Source organism: Agathobaculum massiliense (assembly GCF_900291975.1).
Classification (GTDB): Bacteria; Bacillota; Clostridia; order Oscillospirales; family Butyricicoccaceae; genus Agathobaculum; species Agathobaculum ammoniilyticum.
The window spans coordinates 377,677-393,159 of sequence record NZ_OMPN01000001.1 but is presented as its reverse complement, the minus strand read 5'-3'; the positions used below and the strand labels follow the sequence as shown (position 1 = coordinate 393,159).

19 protein-coding genes are annotated in these 15,483 nt (G+C 58.6%); 12 read left to right on the top strand and 7 right to left on the bottom strand.

What is annotated here, in order from left to right:
- The first annotated feature begins 12 nt into the window (after positions 1-12).
- Positions 13-282, top strand: coding sequence for an ACT domain-containing protein (locus DBQ51_RS01955; RefSeq protein ID WP_054326238.1), 270 nt, complete (start codon positions 13-15; stop codon positions 280-282).
- A 100-nt stretch (positions 283-382) separates the two neighbouring features.
- Complete coding sequence (locus tag DBQ51_RS01950) at positions 383-1,741, top strand: PFL family protein (protein ID WP_107632112.1); 1,359 nt, start codon at positions 383-385, stop codon at positions 1,739-1,741.
- Between the two features lie 14 nt (positions 1,742-1,755).
- Here the strand turns inward: DBQ51_RS01950 and DBQ51_RS01945 are convergent, their stop codons facing one another.
- On the bottom strand, positions 1,756-2,001 hold the full coding sequence (locus DBQ51_RS01945; RefSeq protein WP_107630619.1) for a hypothetical protein: 246 nt from the start codon (positions 1,999-2,001) through the stop codon (positions 1,756-1,758).
- A gap of 152 nt (positions 2,002-2,153) precedes the next feature.
- On the opposite strand from DBQ51_RS01945, the gene DBQ51_RS01940 reads away from it, so the two are divergent.
- Positions 2,154-2,360 (top strand): helix-turn-helix domain-containing protein, encoded by a 207-nt coding sequence (locus DBQ51_RS01940; RefSeq protein ID WP_054326240.1) that lies wholly within the window; start codon positions 2,154-2,156, stop codon positions 2,358-2,360.
- Positions 2,361-2,407: 47 nt separating this feature from the next.
- Here the strand turns inward: DBQ51_RS01940 and DBQ51_RS01935 are convergent, their stop codons facing one another.
- Positions 2,408-2,743 carry an arsenate reductase family protein gene (locus tag DBQ51_RS01935; protein ID WP_107630618.1) on the bottom strand — a complete coding sequence of 112 codons (336 nt, stop codon included), beginning with the start codon at positions 2,741-2,743 and terminating at the stop codon, positions 2,408-2,410.
- Positions 2,744-2,866: 123 nt separating this feature from the next.
- Between DBQ51_RS01935 and DBQ51_RS01930 the strand changes: the two genes are divergently transcribed.
- The 5 genes from DBQ51_RS01930 (at position 2,867) to DBQ51_RS01910 (ending at position 7,859) form a co-directional block, all read left to right on the top strand.
- Positions 2,867-3,691 (top strand): TraX family protein, encoded by an 825-nt coding sequence (locus DBQ51_RS01930; protein WP_107630617.1) that lies wholly within the window; start codon positions 2,867-2,869, stop codon positions 3,689-3,691.
- A gap of 109 nt (positions 3,692-3,800) precedes the next feature.
- Positions 3,801-4,466, top strand: coding sequence for a response regulator transcription factor (locus tag DBQ51_RS01925; RefSeq protein WP_107630616.1), 666 nt, complete (start codon positions 3,801-3,803; stop codon positions 4,464-4,466).
- Complete coding sequence (locus tag DBQ51_RS01920) at positions 4,463-5,839, top strand: sensor histidine kinase (RefSeq protein ID WP_054326245.1); 1,377 nt, start codon at positions 4,463-4,465, stop codon at positions 5,837-5,839. Before DBQ51_RS01925 ends, DBQ51_RS01920 begins: the two co-directional genes overlap by 4 nt.
- An 89-nt stretch (positions 5,840-5,928) precedes the next feature.
- Complete coding sequence (locus DBQ51_RS01915; RefSeq protein WP_054326246.1) at positions 5,929-6,750, top strand: PepSY domain-containing protein; 822 nt, start codon at positions 5,929-5,931, stop codon at positions 6,748-6,750.
- Positions 6,751-6,779: 29 nt separating this feature from the next.
- On the top strand, positions 6,780-7,859 hold the full coding sequence (locus DBQ51_RS01910; RefSeq protein WP_107630615.1) for a PepSY domain-containing protein: 1,080 nt from the start codon (positions 6,780-6,782) through the stop codon (positions 7,857-7,859).
- Between the two features lie 47 nt (positions 7,860-7,906).
- Here DBQ51_RS01910 and DBQ51_RS01905 read toward each other — a convergent pair whose 3' ends face one another.
- From DBQ51_RS01905 to gpr, 5 genes are all read right to left on the bottom strand, one after another.
- Positions 7,907-8,758 (bottom strand): hypothetical protein, encoded by an 852-nt coding sequence (locus DBQ51_RS01905; RefSeq protein WP_054326248.1) that lies wholly within the window; start codon positions 8,756-8,758, stop codon positions 7,907-7,909.
- Positions 8,751-9,389, bottom strand: coding sequence for a Ger(x)C family spore germination protein (locus DBQ51_RS01900; RefSeq protein WP_054326249.1), 639 nt, complete (start codon positions 9,387-9,389; stop codon positions 8,751-8,753). Before DBQ51_RS01900 ends, DBQ51_RS01905 begins: the two co-directional genes overlap by 8 nt.
- The gene (locus tag DBQ51_RS01895; protein WP_107630614.1) at positions 9,386-10,843 is read right to left on the bottom strand and encodes a spore germination protein; all 1,458 of its coding nucleotides are present in this window, start codon (positions 10,841-10,843) and stop codon (positions 9,386-9,388) included. The genes DBQ51_RS01900 and DBQ51_RS01895 overlap by 4 nt, the downstream gene beginning before the upstream one ends.
- A gap of 46 nt (positions 10,844-10,889) precedes the next feature.
- Positions 10,890-11,951: a stage II sporulation protein P gene (spoIIP, locus tag DBQ51_RS01890; RefSeq protein ID WP_159068031.1), complete on the bottom strand. Its 1,062-nt coding sequence runs from the start codon at positions 11,949-11,951 to the stop codon at positions 10,890-10,892.
- 76 nt (positions 11,952-12,027) lie between these two features.
- Positions 12,028-12,915, bottom strand: coding sequence for a GPR endopeptidase (gene gpr / locus DBQ51_RS01885; RefSeq protein ID WP_054326253.1), 888 nt, complete (start codon positions 12,913-12,915; stop codon positions 12,028-12,030).
- 213 nt (positions 12,916-13,128) lie between these two features.
- Here gpr and rpsT point away from each other — a divergent pair, with 213 nt between their 5' ends.
- From rpsT to DBQ51_RS01865, 4 genes are all read left to right on the top strand, one after another.
- On the top strand, positions 13,129-13,392 hold the full coding sequence (rpsT, locus tag DBQ51_RS01880) for a 30S ribosomal protein S20 (protein ID WP_054326254.1): 264 nt from the start codon (positions 13,129-13,131) through the stop codon (positions 13,390-13,392).
- A gap of 227 nt (positions 13,393-13,619) precedes the next feature.
- Positions 13,620-13,904: an autorepressor SdpR family transcription factor gene (locus tag DBQ51_RS01875; protein WP_107630612.1), complete on the top strand. Its 285-nt coding sequence runs from the start codon at positions 13,620-13,622 to the stop codon at positions 13,902-13,904.
- Complete coding sequence (locus DBQ51_RS01870; RefSeq protein WP_107630611.1) at positions 13,888-14,544, top strand: SdpI family protein; 657 nt, start codon at positions 13,888-13,890, stop codon at positions 14,542-14,544. Before DBQ51_RS01875 ends, DBQ51_RS01870 begins: the two co-directional genes overlap by 17 nt.
- Entirely contained in the window at positions 14,541-15,452 is a 912-nt protein-coding gene (locus tag DBQ51_RS01865; RefSeq protein ID WP_107630610.1) for a CPBP family intramembrane glutamic endopeptidase, read from the top strand. The genes DBQ51_RS01870 and DBQ51_RS01865 overlap by 4 nt, the downstream gene beginning before the upstream one ends.
- The last annotated feature ends 31 nt before the right edge of the window (positions 15,453-15,483 follow it).

Below are 15,483 nucleotides of genomic sequence, written 5' to 3'. Positions count from 1 at the left end.
GAGGAATAAAACATGCGCGCAGTTATCACGGTGGTCGGTAAGGACCGCACGGGCATTATCGCTAAGATATCCGACACGCTGTACAGGCATCGGGTGAATATTGTCGATATTTCGCAGAATGTTATGGAGGACATGTTCGCCATGGTCATGCTGGTGAATATCGATCAGTGTACGGTGGATTTCACCGCGCTGGCCGACCTGCTCGATCAGGACGGAGAAACGCTTGGCATGAAGATCCATACCATGCATGAGGATATCTTCGACGCGATGCACAAAATATAAAAAACGACATTTTCCGCCAAACGGCGCTGCGCGCGGGAAGAGTGCGTGCGGAAGAAAAAATATCCTGTTATGGGTAAATACGGGGACTATTATTATGTCAATGATCAACACAAAAGATATACTGGAAACCATCAAGATGATAGAGGAGGAGCACCTCGACATCCGCACGATCACGATGGGCATTTCGCTGCGCGACCTGGCCAGCAGCGACATCCATGTGCTGGCGGACAAGGTGTATGACAAAATCACCCGCCGCGCGGAAAAGCTGGTCGCGACCGGCGAGCAGATCGAGCGCGAGCTGGGTATCCCGATCATCAACAAGCGTATTTCGGTCACCCCGATCGCGATGATCGGCGCAGTGACGGATGCGGACAGCTATGTGCCGCTGGCCAGGGCGCTCGACCGCGCTGCGTCGGCTACCGGCGTCAACTTTGTCGGCGGTTTTTCCGCGCTGGTGCAGAAAGGTTTTGCCAAGGGCGACGAGATCCTCATCAATTCCATACCCGAGGCGCTGGCTGAGACCAGTCTGGTCTGCTCGTCGGTCAACGTGGCCTCGACCAAGGCGGGCGTCAATCTGGATGCCATTGCGCTGATGGGGCGTATCATCAAGCAGACCGCCGAGCTGACAAAGGACAACGAATCCATGGGTTGCTCCAAGCTGGTCGTATTCGCCAACGCGGTGGACGACAACCCGTTCATGGCGGGTGCGTTCCATGGCATCGGCGAGCCGGAAACCGTTATCAATGTCGGCGTATCCGGCCCGGGCGTGGTGCAGTCGGCTATCCGACGCGCGGGCGACTGCCCGATTAACGAGGTGGCTGAAGTCATTAAAAAGACCGCGTTCAAGATTACCCGCATGGGCCAGCTTGTCGGCGCGCTGGCGAGCCAGCGTTTAGGCGTGCCGTTCGGCATTGTAGACCTGTCGCTCGCGCCGACGCCGGCAATCGGTGACTCGGTCGCGCGCATCCTCGAAGAGGTCGGCCTGGAGGTCTGCGGCTGCTGCGGTACGACTGCTATCCTGGCGATGCTCAACGACGCGGTCAAAAAGGGCGGCGTGATGGCGTCGTCCAGCGTCGGCGGGCTGTCGGGCGCGTTTATTCCGGTGTCCGAGGACGAGGGCATGATCGCCGCCGCGCAGGCGGGCGCACTCACGCTTGAGAAGCTCGAAGCCATGACTGCGGTCTGCTCGGTCGGCATCGACATGGTCGCCGTACCCGGCGACACGACCGCCGAGGTCATTTCCGGCCTGATCGCGGATGAAATCGCCATCGGCGTTGTCAACTCCAAGACGACCGCCGTGCGCGTCATTCCGGCCATTGGCAAAAAGGTGGGGGATATGGTGGAGTTCGGCGGCCTGCTGGGCAGCGCGCCCATCATGCCGATCGCCACCGGCTCGCCCGCGAGGTTCATCCACCGCGGCGGCCGCATTCCGGCGCCCATCCAGAGCTTGAAAAACTAAAACGAAACGCCGCATCAGGCCGATGCGGCGTTTTCCTTTGCGCGTTCGAGCAGAAAACGGCCCGCGGCGCTTAGATCCGTGCTGTGCTGCTTTAAGAAGCAGCCGGTGCGGGATACCGCCGCGAGAAACGTGTGGTTGTCCGCCGCGGGATCGGCCGGATAATGCACAAGCAGGTCGCAGAGGAATAAATCGATTAGTAGATCATCGGTCAACTGGTGCAGTTCTTCTTCCAGCTCTGCGATAGTTGGTTTGTGGAACATAAAAACACCCCTTTGCATATCTTTTGAAGTTATTATATAACGCATAAAATAACTTGTCAAGTTATAATAAAACTATAAAAGATATATATGGGCGTAATAATTGAAAAAAGTAACTTTTAATGCTAAGATTTTGATTATAAAGAGGTGATTTTATGCCGATTAAGATAAAGGTTTCCAACCTTTTAGGGGAACATAAAATGTCCATGAAGCAACTCTCTGAGATAACAGGTATCCGTCCCAATACGATTTCAAACTTGTACTATGAGGACATAAAGCGGATTGAAATTGCACAGATTGAAGCGTTGTGCAAAGCATTTCATTGCAGGGTGGAAGATATTTTTGAATATGTAGATGATTAAAAAGACCTGTTCCGACCGGAACAGGTCTTTTATATAATAGCTTTCTCTCATTCCCACGATGCCCAGACCTCGGGCTGGTATCCCACCGTCGCCTGCCGACCGTTGCGCACGACCGGCGTTTTCATCAGCGTCCCGTCCTCGAGCAGCTTTTCTTTTTTGTCCTCGTCATACGCGAGATAGGCGAGGGCGGCATAGCCCCTGCTTTTTTCGTCGAGCAGCGTATCCAGCCCGCCGACCGCCTTCAAAACGCTGTCCAGCTCGCCGCGGGACATGCCTTTCTGCGCCAGATCGATCATTTGGAATTTAATGCCGCGCTCCTTGAACCACCGCTGGGCCTTTTTGGTGTCAAAGCATTTGTTCTTGCCGAAAATCTGAATATTCATTTCGCCGCTCTCCTTTTTGTCTGCTATTATAACAAAAGCAGCCGGATAAAACAAGGGTTGACAAAACAATTGCATTATTGTATTATTTATACAGAACAATAACACGATGGAAAGGGAATCAACATGGAACAATCCGTATCACTGGAGCGGCGGCGGGGGCTGGACGGCTTCCAGCTCAAGCTCATGGCGCTTGTCATTATGACGATCGACCATATCCACTATTTCGGCTCGGCCTTAACCGATATGCCGCTGATTTTGACGCTAATCGGCCGTATTGCCGCGCCGGTTTTTGTGTTTTTCGTGGCCGAGGGCTTTGCCCATACGCACAGCCGATGGAAGTATCTGCTGCGTTTGTACATAGGCGGCGTGCTGATGTATATTATAAATACCATAGTGAATATCTATTTCCCGCTGCCGGGCGGGATGATTGTGATGAACGGCATTTTTACGACTATGGCGGTTATCGTCATTTACCTTTGGTGGATCGAGAACACGCGCAAGGCCCTGCGCGGACGCAGGTACGGCCTCGCGGCGCTGTACATACTGGCGATGGCAGCGCTTCTGCTTTCCATTGTGCCGGTGCAGATGCTTTTGCCGGTGTCGCCGCTGGCAGTGCAACTGGCAACCATTTTCGTACCCAGTCCGATCTGGTGCGAGGGCAGCATACTGATTGTGATGATCGGCATAGGCTTTTATTATTGCCGGAATAACAAACGGGCGCTTGCGATTTTCTATACGGTGTTCCTGGGGATCGTACTCGCCCTGCAATGCCTGGCTGCTTTTGACTGGGAGGTCGTTGCTTCGGTTTTCTTCATGTGGCTGGCGCTGCCGTTCCTCCTGCAGTATAACGGAAAGCGGGGGCGGGGCATGAAGTACCTTTTCTACCTCTATTATCCGGCGCATGTATATATTTTTGCAATAGCGGCCTCGCTGCTGGGGCGGCTGTAGCAAGGGGAGCGGGATGCGGAAGCATCCTGCTTTTTTGTGGGGCGGAGGCTTGAAAAAAGGAAGAAATATACTATAATAGATTCAGCCGAAACGATAAGGAGGGGCGGCAATGCGTATTTTAGTTGCGGAGGACGAGCGCGACCTGAACCGGCTGATCTGTCAAACGCTGGAGCGCGCCGGCTACAGCGTGGATACCTGCTATGACGGCGAGGCCGCGCTGGACAACCTGCTGGGTGCGGAATATGACTGCCTGCTGCTGGATATCATGATGCCGAAAAAGGACGGGCATGCCGTGCTGCGTGCGCAGGGGAGTACGGTGCCGGTCATTTTCCTGACCGCGCGGGACAGTGTGCAGGACCGGATCGAGGGGCTGGACCTTGGCGCGGACGACTATCTGGTCAAGCCGTTTGATTTTGACGAGCTGCTCGCCCGAATCCGCGCGGCAACGCGGAAATACAGCGTGCAGAAAACCAGCGTGCTGACGCTGGCCGACCTGACGGTGGATACCAGCAGCCGCACGGTCACGCGCGGCGGGAAGGAGATCCGGCTGTCTGCCAAGGAATATGCAATCCTGCAATACCTGATGCAGCATAAGGGGACGGTCATTTCGCGCGCCCGCCTGGAGGACCATATATGGAATTATGACTATGCGGGCGGCTCGAACGTGGTGGACGTCTATATCACCTATCTGCGCAAGAAGATCGACGGAGGGTTTGATAAAAAGCTCCTCCATACGGTCCGCGGCGCGGGCTGGATATTAAAGGAGGAGCCGTGAAGCATCTTTCCGTCAAGCAGAAGCTCACGCTGTGGATCACGCTGCTCATGCTGCTGCTCAGCACGCTGGTACTGGGGTTCATGGTGGCGGTCAGCAGCTCGGTGGTGACAGAGAACGCTTACGACCAACTGACAAGCGCGGTGCAGAACAACCTGTCCGGCATTTCGCGGGAGAACGGTAGCCTAAAATTCAGCGAAGGGTTTTCCTTTACCAACAACGGCGTTTATACCGTCATATACAGTGACAGCGGCGCGCTGCTCGCGGGGCAGCTCCCGTTGGCTTTTCCAGAGGGGACGGCGTTGGAAAACGGTGCCATCCGACCGGTGCAGGGGGTGGACGACAGCTATTATGCGCTTGACCTGTGGCTTCCGTTCGGATGGCAGGATGGCGTCTGGGTGCGCGGTATCTTGCCCGCGCCCGATATTGCTGATGTACTGGACGACCTGGTCGGCATCGCGCTGCTGCTCCTGCCGCTGATGGTCGTGGTGAGCGGGCTGGGGGCGTATCTGCTCGCGCGCTCGACCTTCCGGCCAATCGGGCGCATCATCCAAGCGGCGGAGGCGATCGGCGAGGGGCGCGACTTGTCGCGCCGCATTGGGCTGCCGCCCGGGCGAGATGAGATCAGCCGTCTGGGACAGGCGTTCGACAATATGTTCGCCCGCTTGGAGGCTTCCTTTGAATCCGAGAAGCAGTTTACCTCGGATGCCTCGCATGAACTGCGCACGCCGACTGCGGTCATCCTCGCTCAGTGCGACTATGCCCGCAAGCACGCGGAGGACCCCGCGCAGTACGCGCAGGCGATCGAGGTGATCGAACGGCAGGCCGGCAAAATGTCCGTGCTGATCAGCCAGCTTCTGCAGATGACCCGCCTGGAGCAGGGGACGCAGCGCGCCTGCTTTGAGCAGGCGGATCTGAGCAGCCTGGTGGAAGTCGTTTGCACGGAGCAGCCCGAGTTTCCCAAGGATATTACCCTGCAGGCTGATATCCAGCCGGAGGTCGAAGCCTGCTTCGATGTCACGCTGATCAGCCGTCTGCTGCAAAACCTGATCGATAATGCCGCGCGGTACGGTAAGCAGGGCGGCCATATCTGGGTCACGCTGCGCAGGGAAAGGAAGGATATTCTGCTCGCTGTGCGGGACGATGGCATCGGTATCGCTCAGGAACAGCAGGAGAAGATATGGCAGCGGTTTTACCAGGTGGACGCTTCGCGCGGTAGCGAAGGGGGAACCGGACTGGGGTTGACCATGGTGCGCCAGATCGCCGCCCTGCACAGCGGAACGGTCACGGTGGAAAGCGCGTCCGGACAGGGGAGCTGCTTTACTCTCCGATTTCCTGCGGAGAGCCGTCCGGAAGCGGACGGAACGTCCAGCTGAAAAATTTTCAGAAAAATTCACTTTTTTAATGTTCTTTTAATGTTGGGCTGGTATGCTGTATATGAACTTAAACGAAAGGTGTGAGCAGGATGAAAAAACAGCTTGCCATTATGACTGCCTCGCTGGTGCTGGCCGCAACTTTGGCCGGCTGTGCGCAGCCCGCGCAAAGAAGCGCCGCTCATATGAACTATATCGGCGCGGACGCGGCGAAAAACATGGCGGCAGCGGACGCGCAGGTCGATACCGCGAACGCGAGCTTTTCCGGCGCCAACCTGGGCGAAAAGAACGGGCTTTCCTATTATCAGGTGGACTTTACCGCAAATGGCAGGGAGTACCACTATGCGATTGACGCGATGACGGGTACGGTCATTGAATCGAGCAGCGCGGCTTCGGCGCAGCAGACCACGGGTACGGGCCAGCAGACCGCAACGGCAGGTCAGCAGGCCGCTGCCGCGGGGCAGGTGGATGAAAACCAAGCCAAGCAGATTGCGCTCGACCACGCCGGCGTCGCGGAAAGCGATACGTCGTTTTTGTGGGTAAAGCCGGATTATGAGGATGGCGTCGCGGTCTATGAGGTGGAATTCTACGTTGCGTCAACCAATACCGAGTATGACTATGAGATCGAAGCCGCAACCGGAAGCATCCGCAGCTACGATTACGACGCGGAAAACTACCGGCCGGGGCAGCAGGGCGTGACCGGAGAGACGAAAAGCGAGCAAGAGATTCGCGACATCGCGCTGGCCAAGGTGCCGGGGGCGACGGAAAAGGATATCCGCCTGAAGCTGGACCATGATGACGGCCGCCTGCTTTATGAAGGCAAGATCGTGTACCAGGGGATGGAATATGAATTTGAAATCGACGCTTACAGCGGCGCTATCCAGGAATGGGATGCGGAGTCGATTTTTGATTAAACCAACAAAAATAAAAGGAGGACAATACAATGAAAAAACTGATCTGCACGATGACGCTTGCCGCGCTGCTCTGCGGTGCTGCCAGCGCAGCAAACGGCTCTTACACAGTGTCTGCGGAGCTGAGTCCGGATATCACGGTCAAAATCGACGGTGTGGAGCGCATATTCTATAACGCGCAGGGCAAAGAGATCCACCCGATCAGCTATGCAGGCACCACCTATGTGCCGATCCGTTCGATCGGCGAACTGATGGACAAAAATGTAAACTGGGATGAAGCGACCAGCACGGCGACGATCGGCGGCACGCGCGTCACACCGGATGCCACCGGCACGCCGGATCGGAATGCGAGGGAGCAGGAGATATCTCTGCGCATGGAGCCGGGCTATACCATTGTGATCGATGGGGTTAAGCGCACATTCTATGATGTGAATGGCAAACAGGTCGATCCCGCGCTGTATAATGGTTCTATCTATCTGCCCATCCGCGCGATCGGCGAGATCATGGGGAAAACGGTTTCCTGGAATGAAGCAACGGAAACGGTATTCCTTTCCGGCGGTTCGGCGGATGGCAGCGTGACGGATTTTGATACCTCTAACCCCACAAAGCCGACCAACCCCGTAAATCCCACGCAGCCTACCGGCTCGGTAACGCTGGAGCAGGCCAAACAGACCGCGCTTGACCATGCGGGCAAAACGGCATCGCAGGTCACCTTTGTCAAGGCCTATCAGGATTTTGACGATGGCCGATGGGTTTACGATGTCGAATTCATCGTCCGGTCCGGCAGCGGTTATCTGGAATACGATTATGAGATCGATGCCTCGACCGGCAAGATTATCAGCTATGACTATGATGCGGAGGGCTATCAGCCTTCCGGCAGCGGGAATTCCAGCGCAGGCGTATCAATCAGCGAGTCCACCGCCAAGCAGACCGCGCTGAACCGTGTACCCGGCGCGAGCGCATCCAATATCTACAAGTTCAAGCTGGATTTTGACGATGGCCGCTGGGAGTACGAGGGAACGATCATTTACAACCAGATGGAGTACGAGTTTACGATCGATGCGAACACCGGCTCGATTGTCGAATGGGATGTGGAATCCATCTACGATTAAGGAGCGGTAAAAGGCAGGGAGACGTATCAGTCTCCCTGCCTTTTTATCTATTGCTGCCGGTGCGCCGGGCGGTCGGCCTCTTGGCCGAGCCGGAGGACGCCGTAGGAGTGCGTGACCGGCAGAAGCAGCACACAGGCCAGAGCCGCGCAGCGTCCCAGCTCGCATAGCAGCAGGGGAACGGCGAAAAACACCTCGCCATGCCGTGCAAAATCGCCGATCGCGGCCAAGCCGGCCGCGGAAAAATTGGGGTAGGGCAGCAGCGCGGCGGTATGCGGGCCGAGCAGCAGGAGGGCGCGCAGGGAAAGCAGCGCGAGCAGCGTGCCGCCTGCGCTCAGTCCGCGGGAGGCAGCACCGGCCAGCCCGTCCGGAAGCGCAAGAGAAAGCGCTAGCGCTGCAGGCAGCAGGGCACGGAGGATTGCGCCGGCCTGCCCGAGCAGCGGGGCGGCGGGCGCCTCCCAATAGCTGATACGAAGCTCGCCGAGCGTGAGGATGCCAGACAGCGCCAGCACCGCGCCCGCAGCCCACGCCACCGGCAGCGCCCACATGGCGCACCGGTTCAAACCGGTCGTGGCGGTCAGGAGCGTACACACGGTCAGAAGCAGAATAAGGCTCCAAAGCGGGCGGGCCGGAAACACGGTGTTCCGCAGGAAAAGCCCCATGCGCGCGAGGGACTGGGTCAGCGGCCAGAGCGCGAACAGCGCGAGCGCCCACTGCAATATACGGTACCGGCACCAAAATGGCGCGATGCGCGCCCCGCCGGCACAGAGCAGTGCGCAGACCAGGCTGGCTAACGCGGCGGCATACATGGTCTGGCCATCGACCGGCAGATAAAGAAGTTCGCTGAGCGGCAGCAGCGCGAACAGCGCCGCGCCCCAGCGGGGAAACAGCCGCTCACGCATCTGCGCCGCCTCCGATCTCGCCGCCATCCAGGAAGCAGGAAAGGCGCTCCTCAGAAAAAACCGCCGTGCCTGCGGGGGCGGTCTGGCCGAATTCATCCAGATACAGCGCGGGTAGGATCGCGGTGCCGTTGGCGTGCAGCACCTCGGTGGCGCGGTAAAGCGGCATGTCGGGTAGTGTGCCGGAGCGCGCGGCCTGGTCCAGCATTTCGCTGAGAGCGTAGACCTCGTCGTCGTTTTCCAGCAGCACATCCGCCGCGCCGCCGCGAACGACTGCAACGCGCAGGGAAAGGCGGACGTTGTTGTCCTCGCAAAGATAGTCCGCCAAAGGCAGGATGCTTTCCGAGGCCACGTCTTCTGAAATCAGAAGCACCTGCGCATGGCTGAGATACAGCTCGCCCGGCAGAATGTTGCGGAGATTGCGCACCAGTTCAGGCAGGTCGTGGCCGGTAACGGAAAGATAGGCGGGCGCCGCGGCGTCGTCCAGGCTGTCCTGCCGGACGACCTCGGCGGTGAGGCGGTAGCCCGCGTCGATCCGGTCGAGCGCCAGAGCCGATACGGGCGATACCTCGCGCGAACAGCCGCACAGCAGCAGCAAAAGCAAGGGAAAAAGCAAGTTTCGAACGGTTTTCAAGGATTGTCCCCCTTTGCAGATTTTCGGCTTCGTTTGACCGGAAAACGATCATACCGCATAAAGAACCAGGGGGAGCGGAGCCAGGCGTCCTCCTGTTCGGAACGGATACGTGGGACCAGATTGAGCAGATACGGGATGGAGCAGGAGTGCATGCGGCAGAGCCAGGCAAGAATGAGCGCAAGCGCAAGCCCCACGCCGTACAGGCCGTAGGCGGCCGCCGCGGCCAACAGGGCAAAGCGTAGCCAGAGCGCAGCGGCCTGCAGCTTGGGGACCATCAATCCGGTCACGCCCGCGATAGCGACGACAATGACGGTGGGGGCGGCGGCGAAACGGGCGGATACGGCGGCTTGTCCGAGTACGAGACCGCCGACGATGCTCATGGTCTGCCCCATGGCGCCGGGGGTGCGCGCGCCGGCCTCCTTGAGCGCTTCCAGCACCAGCAACAGCAGCAGGGTCTCCCAGCCGATCGGCAACGGCACGCCGCGCTGCGCGGCCGAAACCGCGAACAGCAGGCGGGCGGGTACCAGCTCCCGATGGTACAGCATCAGCGCGACATAGACCGCGGGAAAGGCGATCGTAAAGAAAAAACCCAGGACGCGCAGTACCCGTGAGAGGTTGGCCTGTAGAAAGCTGATATAGTAGTCGTCATTGGACTGAAAGCATTCCTGAAACAGGAACGGTGCGGTCAGTACCACAGGGCTGCCATCCACCACGAGCGCGCAGCGCCCTTCCAGCAGGCGGGCGGCCACGACATCCGGCCGCTCGGTCGTACCCAGCGTCGGGAAAGGAGACCAGCGGTGGTCCCGAATACGCTCGGCCAGGTAGTTGGCATCCAGCACGCTGTCGATATCAAGCTCTTCCAGCTTGCGGCGCAGGTGCGCGACCAGCTTTTGTTCGCACACGCCGGACAGATAGCAGAGACAGACGACCGTATTGGTGCGCCTGCCCGCGCGCAGGAAGGTGAATTTCAGGCGCTTATCGTTCAGCCGGCGGCGGATCAGCGCAAGGTTGGGCATGAAGCACTCGGTAAAGCCCTCGCGCGGGCCGGAAAGCACCCGCTCGTTTTCCGGCTCGGAGGCGGACCGGACGGAAAAACCCTTGGTATTGACCACGACTGGCCGCGCGTCCCCCTCGGTGAACACGACCGAGTCGCCATAGAGGAAGGAGGCGAACAGTTTGCTGGCGTCGGTCTCCACGCGGCTGTCGTTTATTTGGAGGATGGTTTGGGAAAGCTCGTCGGCGGAGACGCGCTTGCAGTCCGAGCAAACGATCGGACGGATCACGCTCTGGTTGATGGCGATGGAGTTGACCATGCCGTCGAAGAAGAACACAGCGCAGGAAAGCCCCTTGTGACCTACGGCACGCCGGACCACAAAGGTATTATCTCCCTGGAAAATCGCCTGCATCAGGCGGATGTTGGTTTCAAGATCGGTGGAAAACGTTATTTTATCCATAGCTTCACCCCTTTGCCAGGGGTATTTTGCACCAAACCGCGAAAGCTTATGCACCGGTGAGGTCCTCGGCCAGCGTTTTGCCAAACAGGCGGATCGCCGCAAGCGCTTCGGGCATCGTATTGCCGGAGGAGCCGACCTCAATCAGCATCGAGCCCGGCCGCGCATGCTGGTTAAAGCGCTGGGTGCGCAGGTTGACCGGCCGCATCAGGCCGGGATAGGTGCGGTTGAGCTTATATTGTAAGCTGGCGACGTAATTGAGATTGTCGCGCCAGTCCGGATGGTTCAGGCCGCCGTCGTCCGTGCCGACAACGAACATCAACTGCGCCATTTCCTCTCCGTCGATCGTACAGGAGGTCTTATAGGCGCGTCCATCGTCTGTCAGAATGGAATCGCGGTGTACGTCGATCACGATCTGGATAGAAGGGTATTCGGTCAGCGCCTCCTCTATCGCGGCGAGGGAGCGGTCATAAGAGCCGGAATAGGCGGGGGAATCAAAAATATCGCGGATATGCACCGCCTGTACGCCGTTGGCCTCCAGAACCTTTTGCAGCTCGTCGCCGACGCGTACAACGTTGTATTTGGTATCGGTTGTGCGCTCGGTTTCGGTTGGCGTGTAGGGGAAAGCCGCGTCGGGCGTGTAGCTTTCGCTGCCATGGGTATGTACGATCAACACCTGCGGGCCTTCCCCATTGTCACGGATCGAGGTGTTGGCCGCGAGACAGGAGGAGACATCCACCTCATAAGAGGTTTCGTTGTTGATCGTTACGGTGGCCGCTTTATCGGCCGCGTGAAGGACGGGCGCGTCGTTTTCCTCCTCCAGCGGGATGTAGGCGCTTTCCGCAATCGGGTCCGATGCCTGTTCGTCGCGTGCCGCAGCCGCGGTGCGCGGGGCGAATACCTCGGTGGTTTCCGGAAAAAAGCCAAGCTCGAGGGAAACGGCGCGGGCGATGAAGCCTGTGTTGCCGGCCAAGCGGTCGAGTGCCTGCTGCGCCAACTCCTCGCCGCCCGCGCGGGCGAACATCAGGAGCGATACGGCCAGACACAGGGCGACAGCGGCGGAAAGCTGTATGCCGCCCCGCCGCTGGTGTTTGTGTCTACGTCTTCTCATATCCGCCACCTCCCTAAGTCTTGTCTCTATCATACGCGCGGCAACGTGCGAGTATGACCGAATCGTGACGATTGTTTCAGGACAGATACAGGTCGATATCCGAAACGGTGAGATGCGGGTGCAGAGCCATGTTGACCGCGTAGCCGATCATACGGGAGATATCCGCGACCTCGCGGTCGATATCGCGCGTGGTAATCATCACGGGACGGGAAAGGTCTTCCAGCGCTTCGCAGGTCGGCCCGCCGAGCTGCCCCGCGATCTCGTGCGCGAGCGTCGCGCCATCTACGACGGTTGGCACACCGATGGCGATGACCGGCACGCCGAGCGTCTGTTCGTTCAGCGCGGCGCGCGCGTTGCCCACGCCCGCTCCCGGCGTGATGCCGGTGTCCGCAAGCTGCACCGTGCGCAGCAGGCGTGAGAGGCGTCCGGCCGCTAGCGCGTCGATAGCGAGCACGGCCGAGGGGCGGATACGGTCGAGTACGCCGCAAACCACCTCGCCCGTCTCAACGCCGGTTTGTCCCAGGACACCGGGCGCCAGCGCGGAAACCGGACGCCAGGAAGAAAACACATCGGGTACCTGTTCGACCAGATGTCGTGTGGCGATCACATGGTCGGCCGCCTGCGGGCCGATCGCGTCCGGCGTGATCATGCGGTTGCCGAGTCCGGCGACCAGAACGGGGCCGTCCGGAGCTTGGGAGGGAAGTAGCTCGCGCAGCAGCGTACTCAGTGCGCGGCAGGCGCGGGGGAATGCGTCCTCCTCACGGCGGATCAGCGCGTCCAACTCCAGCGTCAGGTACCGGCCGCGCGGCTTGCCGATCTCCCGTGCCGCATGATCGGTGCGGATCTCTACCTCATTGACGGAAAAGCCCTCCAGCGTACGTTCGGTTTGCCTGACCTGCTGGTGATCAGCGGCCTGATCCATGTTTTCGATCGCCTCGACCGCAAGGTCTGTGCGAAAAGACATGTCGCTCCCTCCTTTTTTTGTAGTTTGCGAGAGGCGGCCGGTTTTATACAGGGCGCGCGGGAAGAAAGGGCGGCGTCGGGGCGCCGCTGTCAGTGAGGGAAAGCGGGTGGGAGAATTAAAATTCGAAAAAGAGGAAAAAATGCTTGCAATTTGAAAAAACTGATGGTAGAATAGAACTACTGACGAATAGAGAAAAAAGGAGGTGTTTTCGGAATGCCCAACATCAAGTCTGCAAAGAAGCGCGTCAAGGTGAACGCTGTCAAGGCGATGAACAACCAGATGGCGAAGAGCGCGCTCAAGACCACGCTGAAGAAGTTCGATACGGCCGTTGCTGCTGGCGATAAGGCGGAAGCGACTGTTGCTTATACGACTGCTGTCAAGGCGGTTGATCAGGCGGCTGCCAAGCACCTCCTGCATAAGAACAACGCGGCCAACAAAAAGAGCAAGATGACCGTTAAGCTCAACGGCATGGCGTAACCTGCCTTCCAAAATCCCAAGGCTTTTGCCTTGGGATTTTTTATTGTAAGCGAGAACCACCGGCTAAGCCGGTGGTTATGATTGCCGGGAAATAGCCTTGCGGACAATCATTTAGAAAAATATCAAAATAATGCTTGACATCTTGAAGAAGGGATAGTATCTTTTATTTAGATAATTATCTAAATAAAATGCAGGCGCGGCTATGCGCCGGAAAGAGGTGTGCGGGAATGGGGTTCCAAAAAAGCTTTAAGGCGCTCAGCGACCCGATCCGGCGGGATATCCTCGCGCTGCTGCGCGCGGGTCCGATGGCGGCGGGTGATATCGCGGCCCATTTTCAGGTTTCCGGAGCGACGGTTTCGCACCATTTGTCGATTCTGCGTGACGCGGGGCTGGTGCTGGACGATAAGCAGGGAAAGTACATCTACTATGAACTCAACATGTCTGTGGTCGACGAGATCCTGGAATGGGTCACGGCATTGAAAGGTGGAGATAAGCATGAAAAAAATCGGTAAAGCCCAAATTTTTGTCTGGATATTGGCGCTGGTGCCGCTGGTACTGGCCGCGGCGGTATACAGCAGGCTACCGGCGCGGATCCCAATGAGCTGGGATTTCGGCGGCGAGGTGGGCTATGAGCCGAAGTGGCACCTGTGGCTGGTTGCGGGCCTGTCGCCGTTGCTGGCGGCGCTGTTCTATGGTATGCCGGCGCTCGACCCGAAGAGACGCAATTATAATAAGTTTTTCGGGTCCTATATCGGCTTCCAGCTCATGATGATGCTGTTCCTGATTATCATGAACGGCATCTGTGTGGTTGAGGGACTGCGCCCGGGTACGGTCAATGTGGCGATGGCGGTATGTTTGGTGGTCAGCTTGGTCATGGTGTATGTGGGGAATATGATGCCCAAAATCCGCATGAATTGGTACTGCGGCATCAAAAATCCGTGGACATTGTCCAGTGAAGCGGTATGGACACGCACACACCGCATTGGCGGCCGCATGTTTTTCGCGGCAGGCGTGGTCGGTCTGCTGGGCGCGTTTATACCCAATAATACGGCGCGGATCGCGCTGCTGTTCGGGCCGCTGCTGCTGGCGGCGTTGGTGCCGACCGTGCTGAGCTACCTGTGGTTCCGCGCGGAGCAAAGGGGGCGGGCATGAAACGCATCCTGATTTACTTGGTCACGACCTTCGGGCTGACATGGACGTTTTGGAGCATTGGCATCAGCGGACCGGTTGTGATGGGGACGCCTGTTGCGGAGCTGGCTGCGGCAGGGCTGGGAATGTTCGGCCCATCCGCAGGCGTGCTGGCGGTATGGATAGTAACCCGAAGAGAGGGAGGACTGGACCTGCCGCTGCACCCGCGCTTTCAAGGGAACGGGCGCTGGTATCTGACGGCCTGGTTCGCGCCCGCGCTGGCGGTGCTGCTGGGAGGCATTTTGTATTTTGGCTTGTTCCGCAGCCAGTTTGATCCCTCAATGGGATATATGCGCGCGTTTAGCGGTGCGGCGGCGCAGGCTTATTCGAATGGCCAGATTCGCGGCATGGCAGCACTGCAGATCGCGGTGGCGGTTTTTATGGGGCCGTTTCTCAACGTGGCCGCCGGCGCGGGAGAAGAGCTTGGCTGGCGCGGGCTGCTCTATCCAGCGCTGCGGCGCCGCCTGGCTCCAGTGCCGGCCTGCCTGCTCGGCGGGGTTATCTGGGGCGTGTGGCATGCGCCGATGACGGTGCGCGGCCACAATTATGGTCTGGATTATGCGGGATTTCCGTGGATGGGGGTCGTCATGATGTGTGTGTTCTGTACGGCTGTCGGCACGCTGCTGCATGCGCTGACAGAACGCTGCGGCAGCATTTGGCCCGCCGCACTGGCGCATGGCGGATTGAATGCAATGATTTCGGCGCCGATGATGTTCCTGCCCTCGGCCGAGGCTGGAAGTCGCCTGCTGGGCCCCACGGTGGCTGGACTGGTGGGCGGAGTGCCGCTGCTCCTTGCCGCGGCGGCCTGGCTGACTGTAAAATGTCGTCCATCTGGGGAAAATGCAGGGAAAATAGCGGGAAATGGTGCGTGAAAAGCTGGTAACAAAGGCAGATGTGACATTT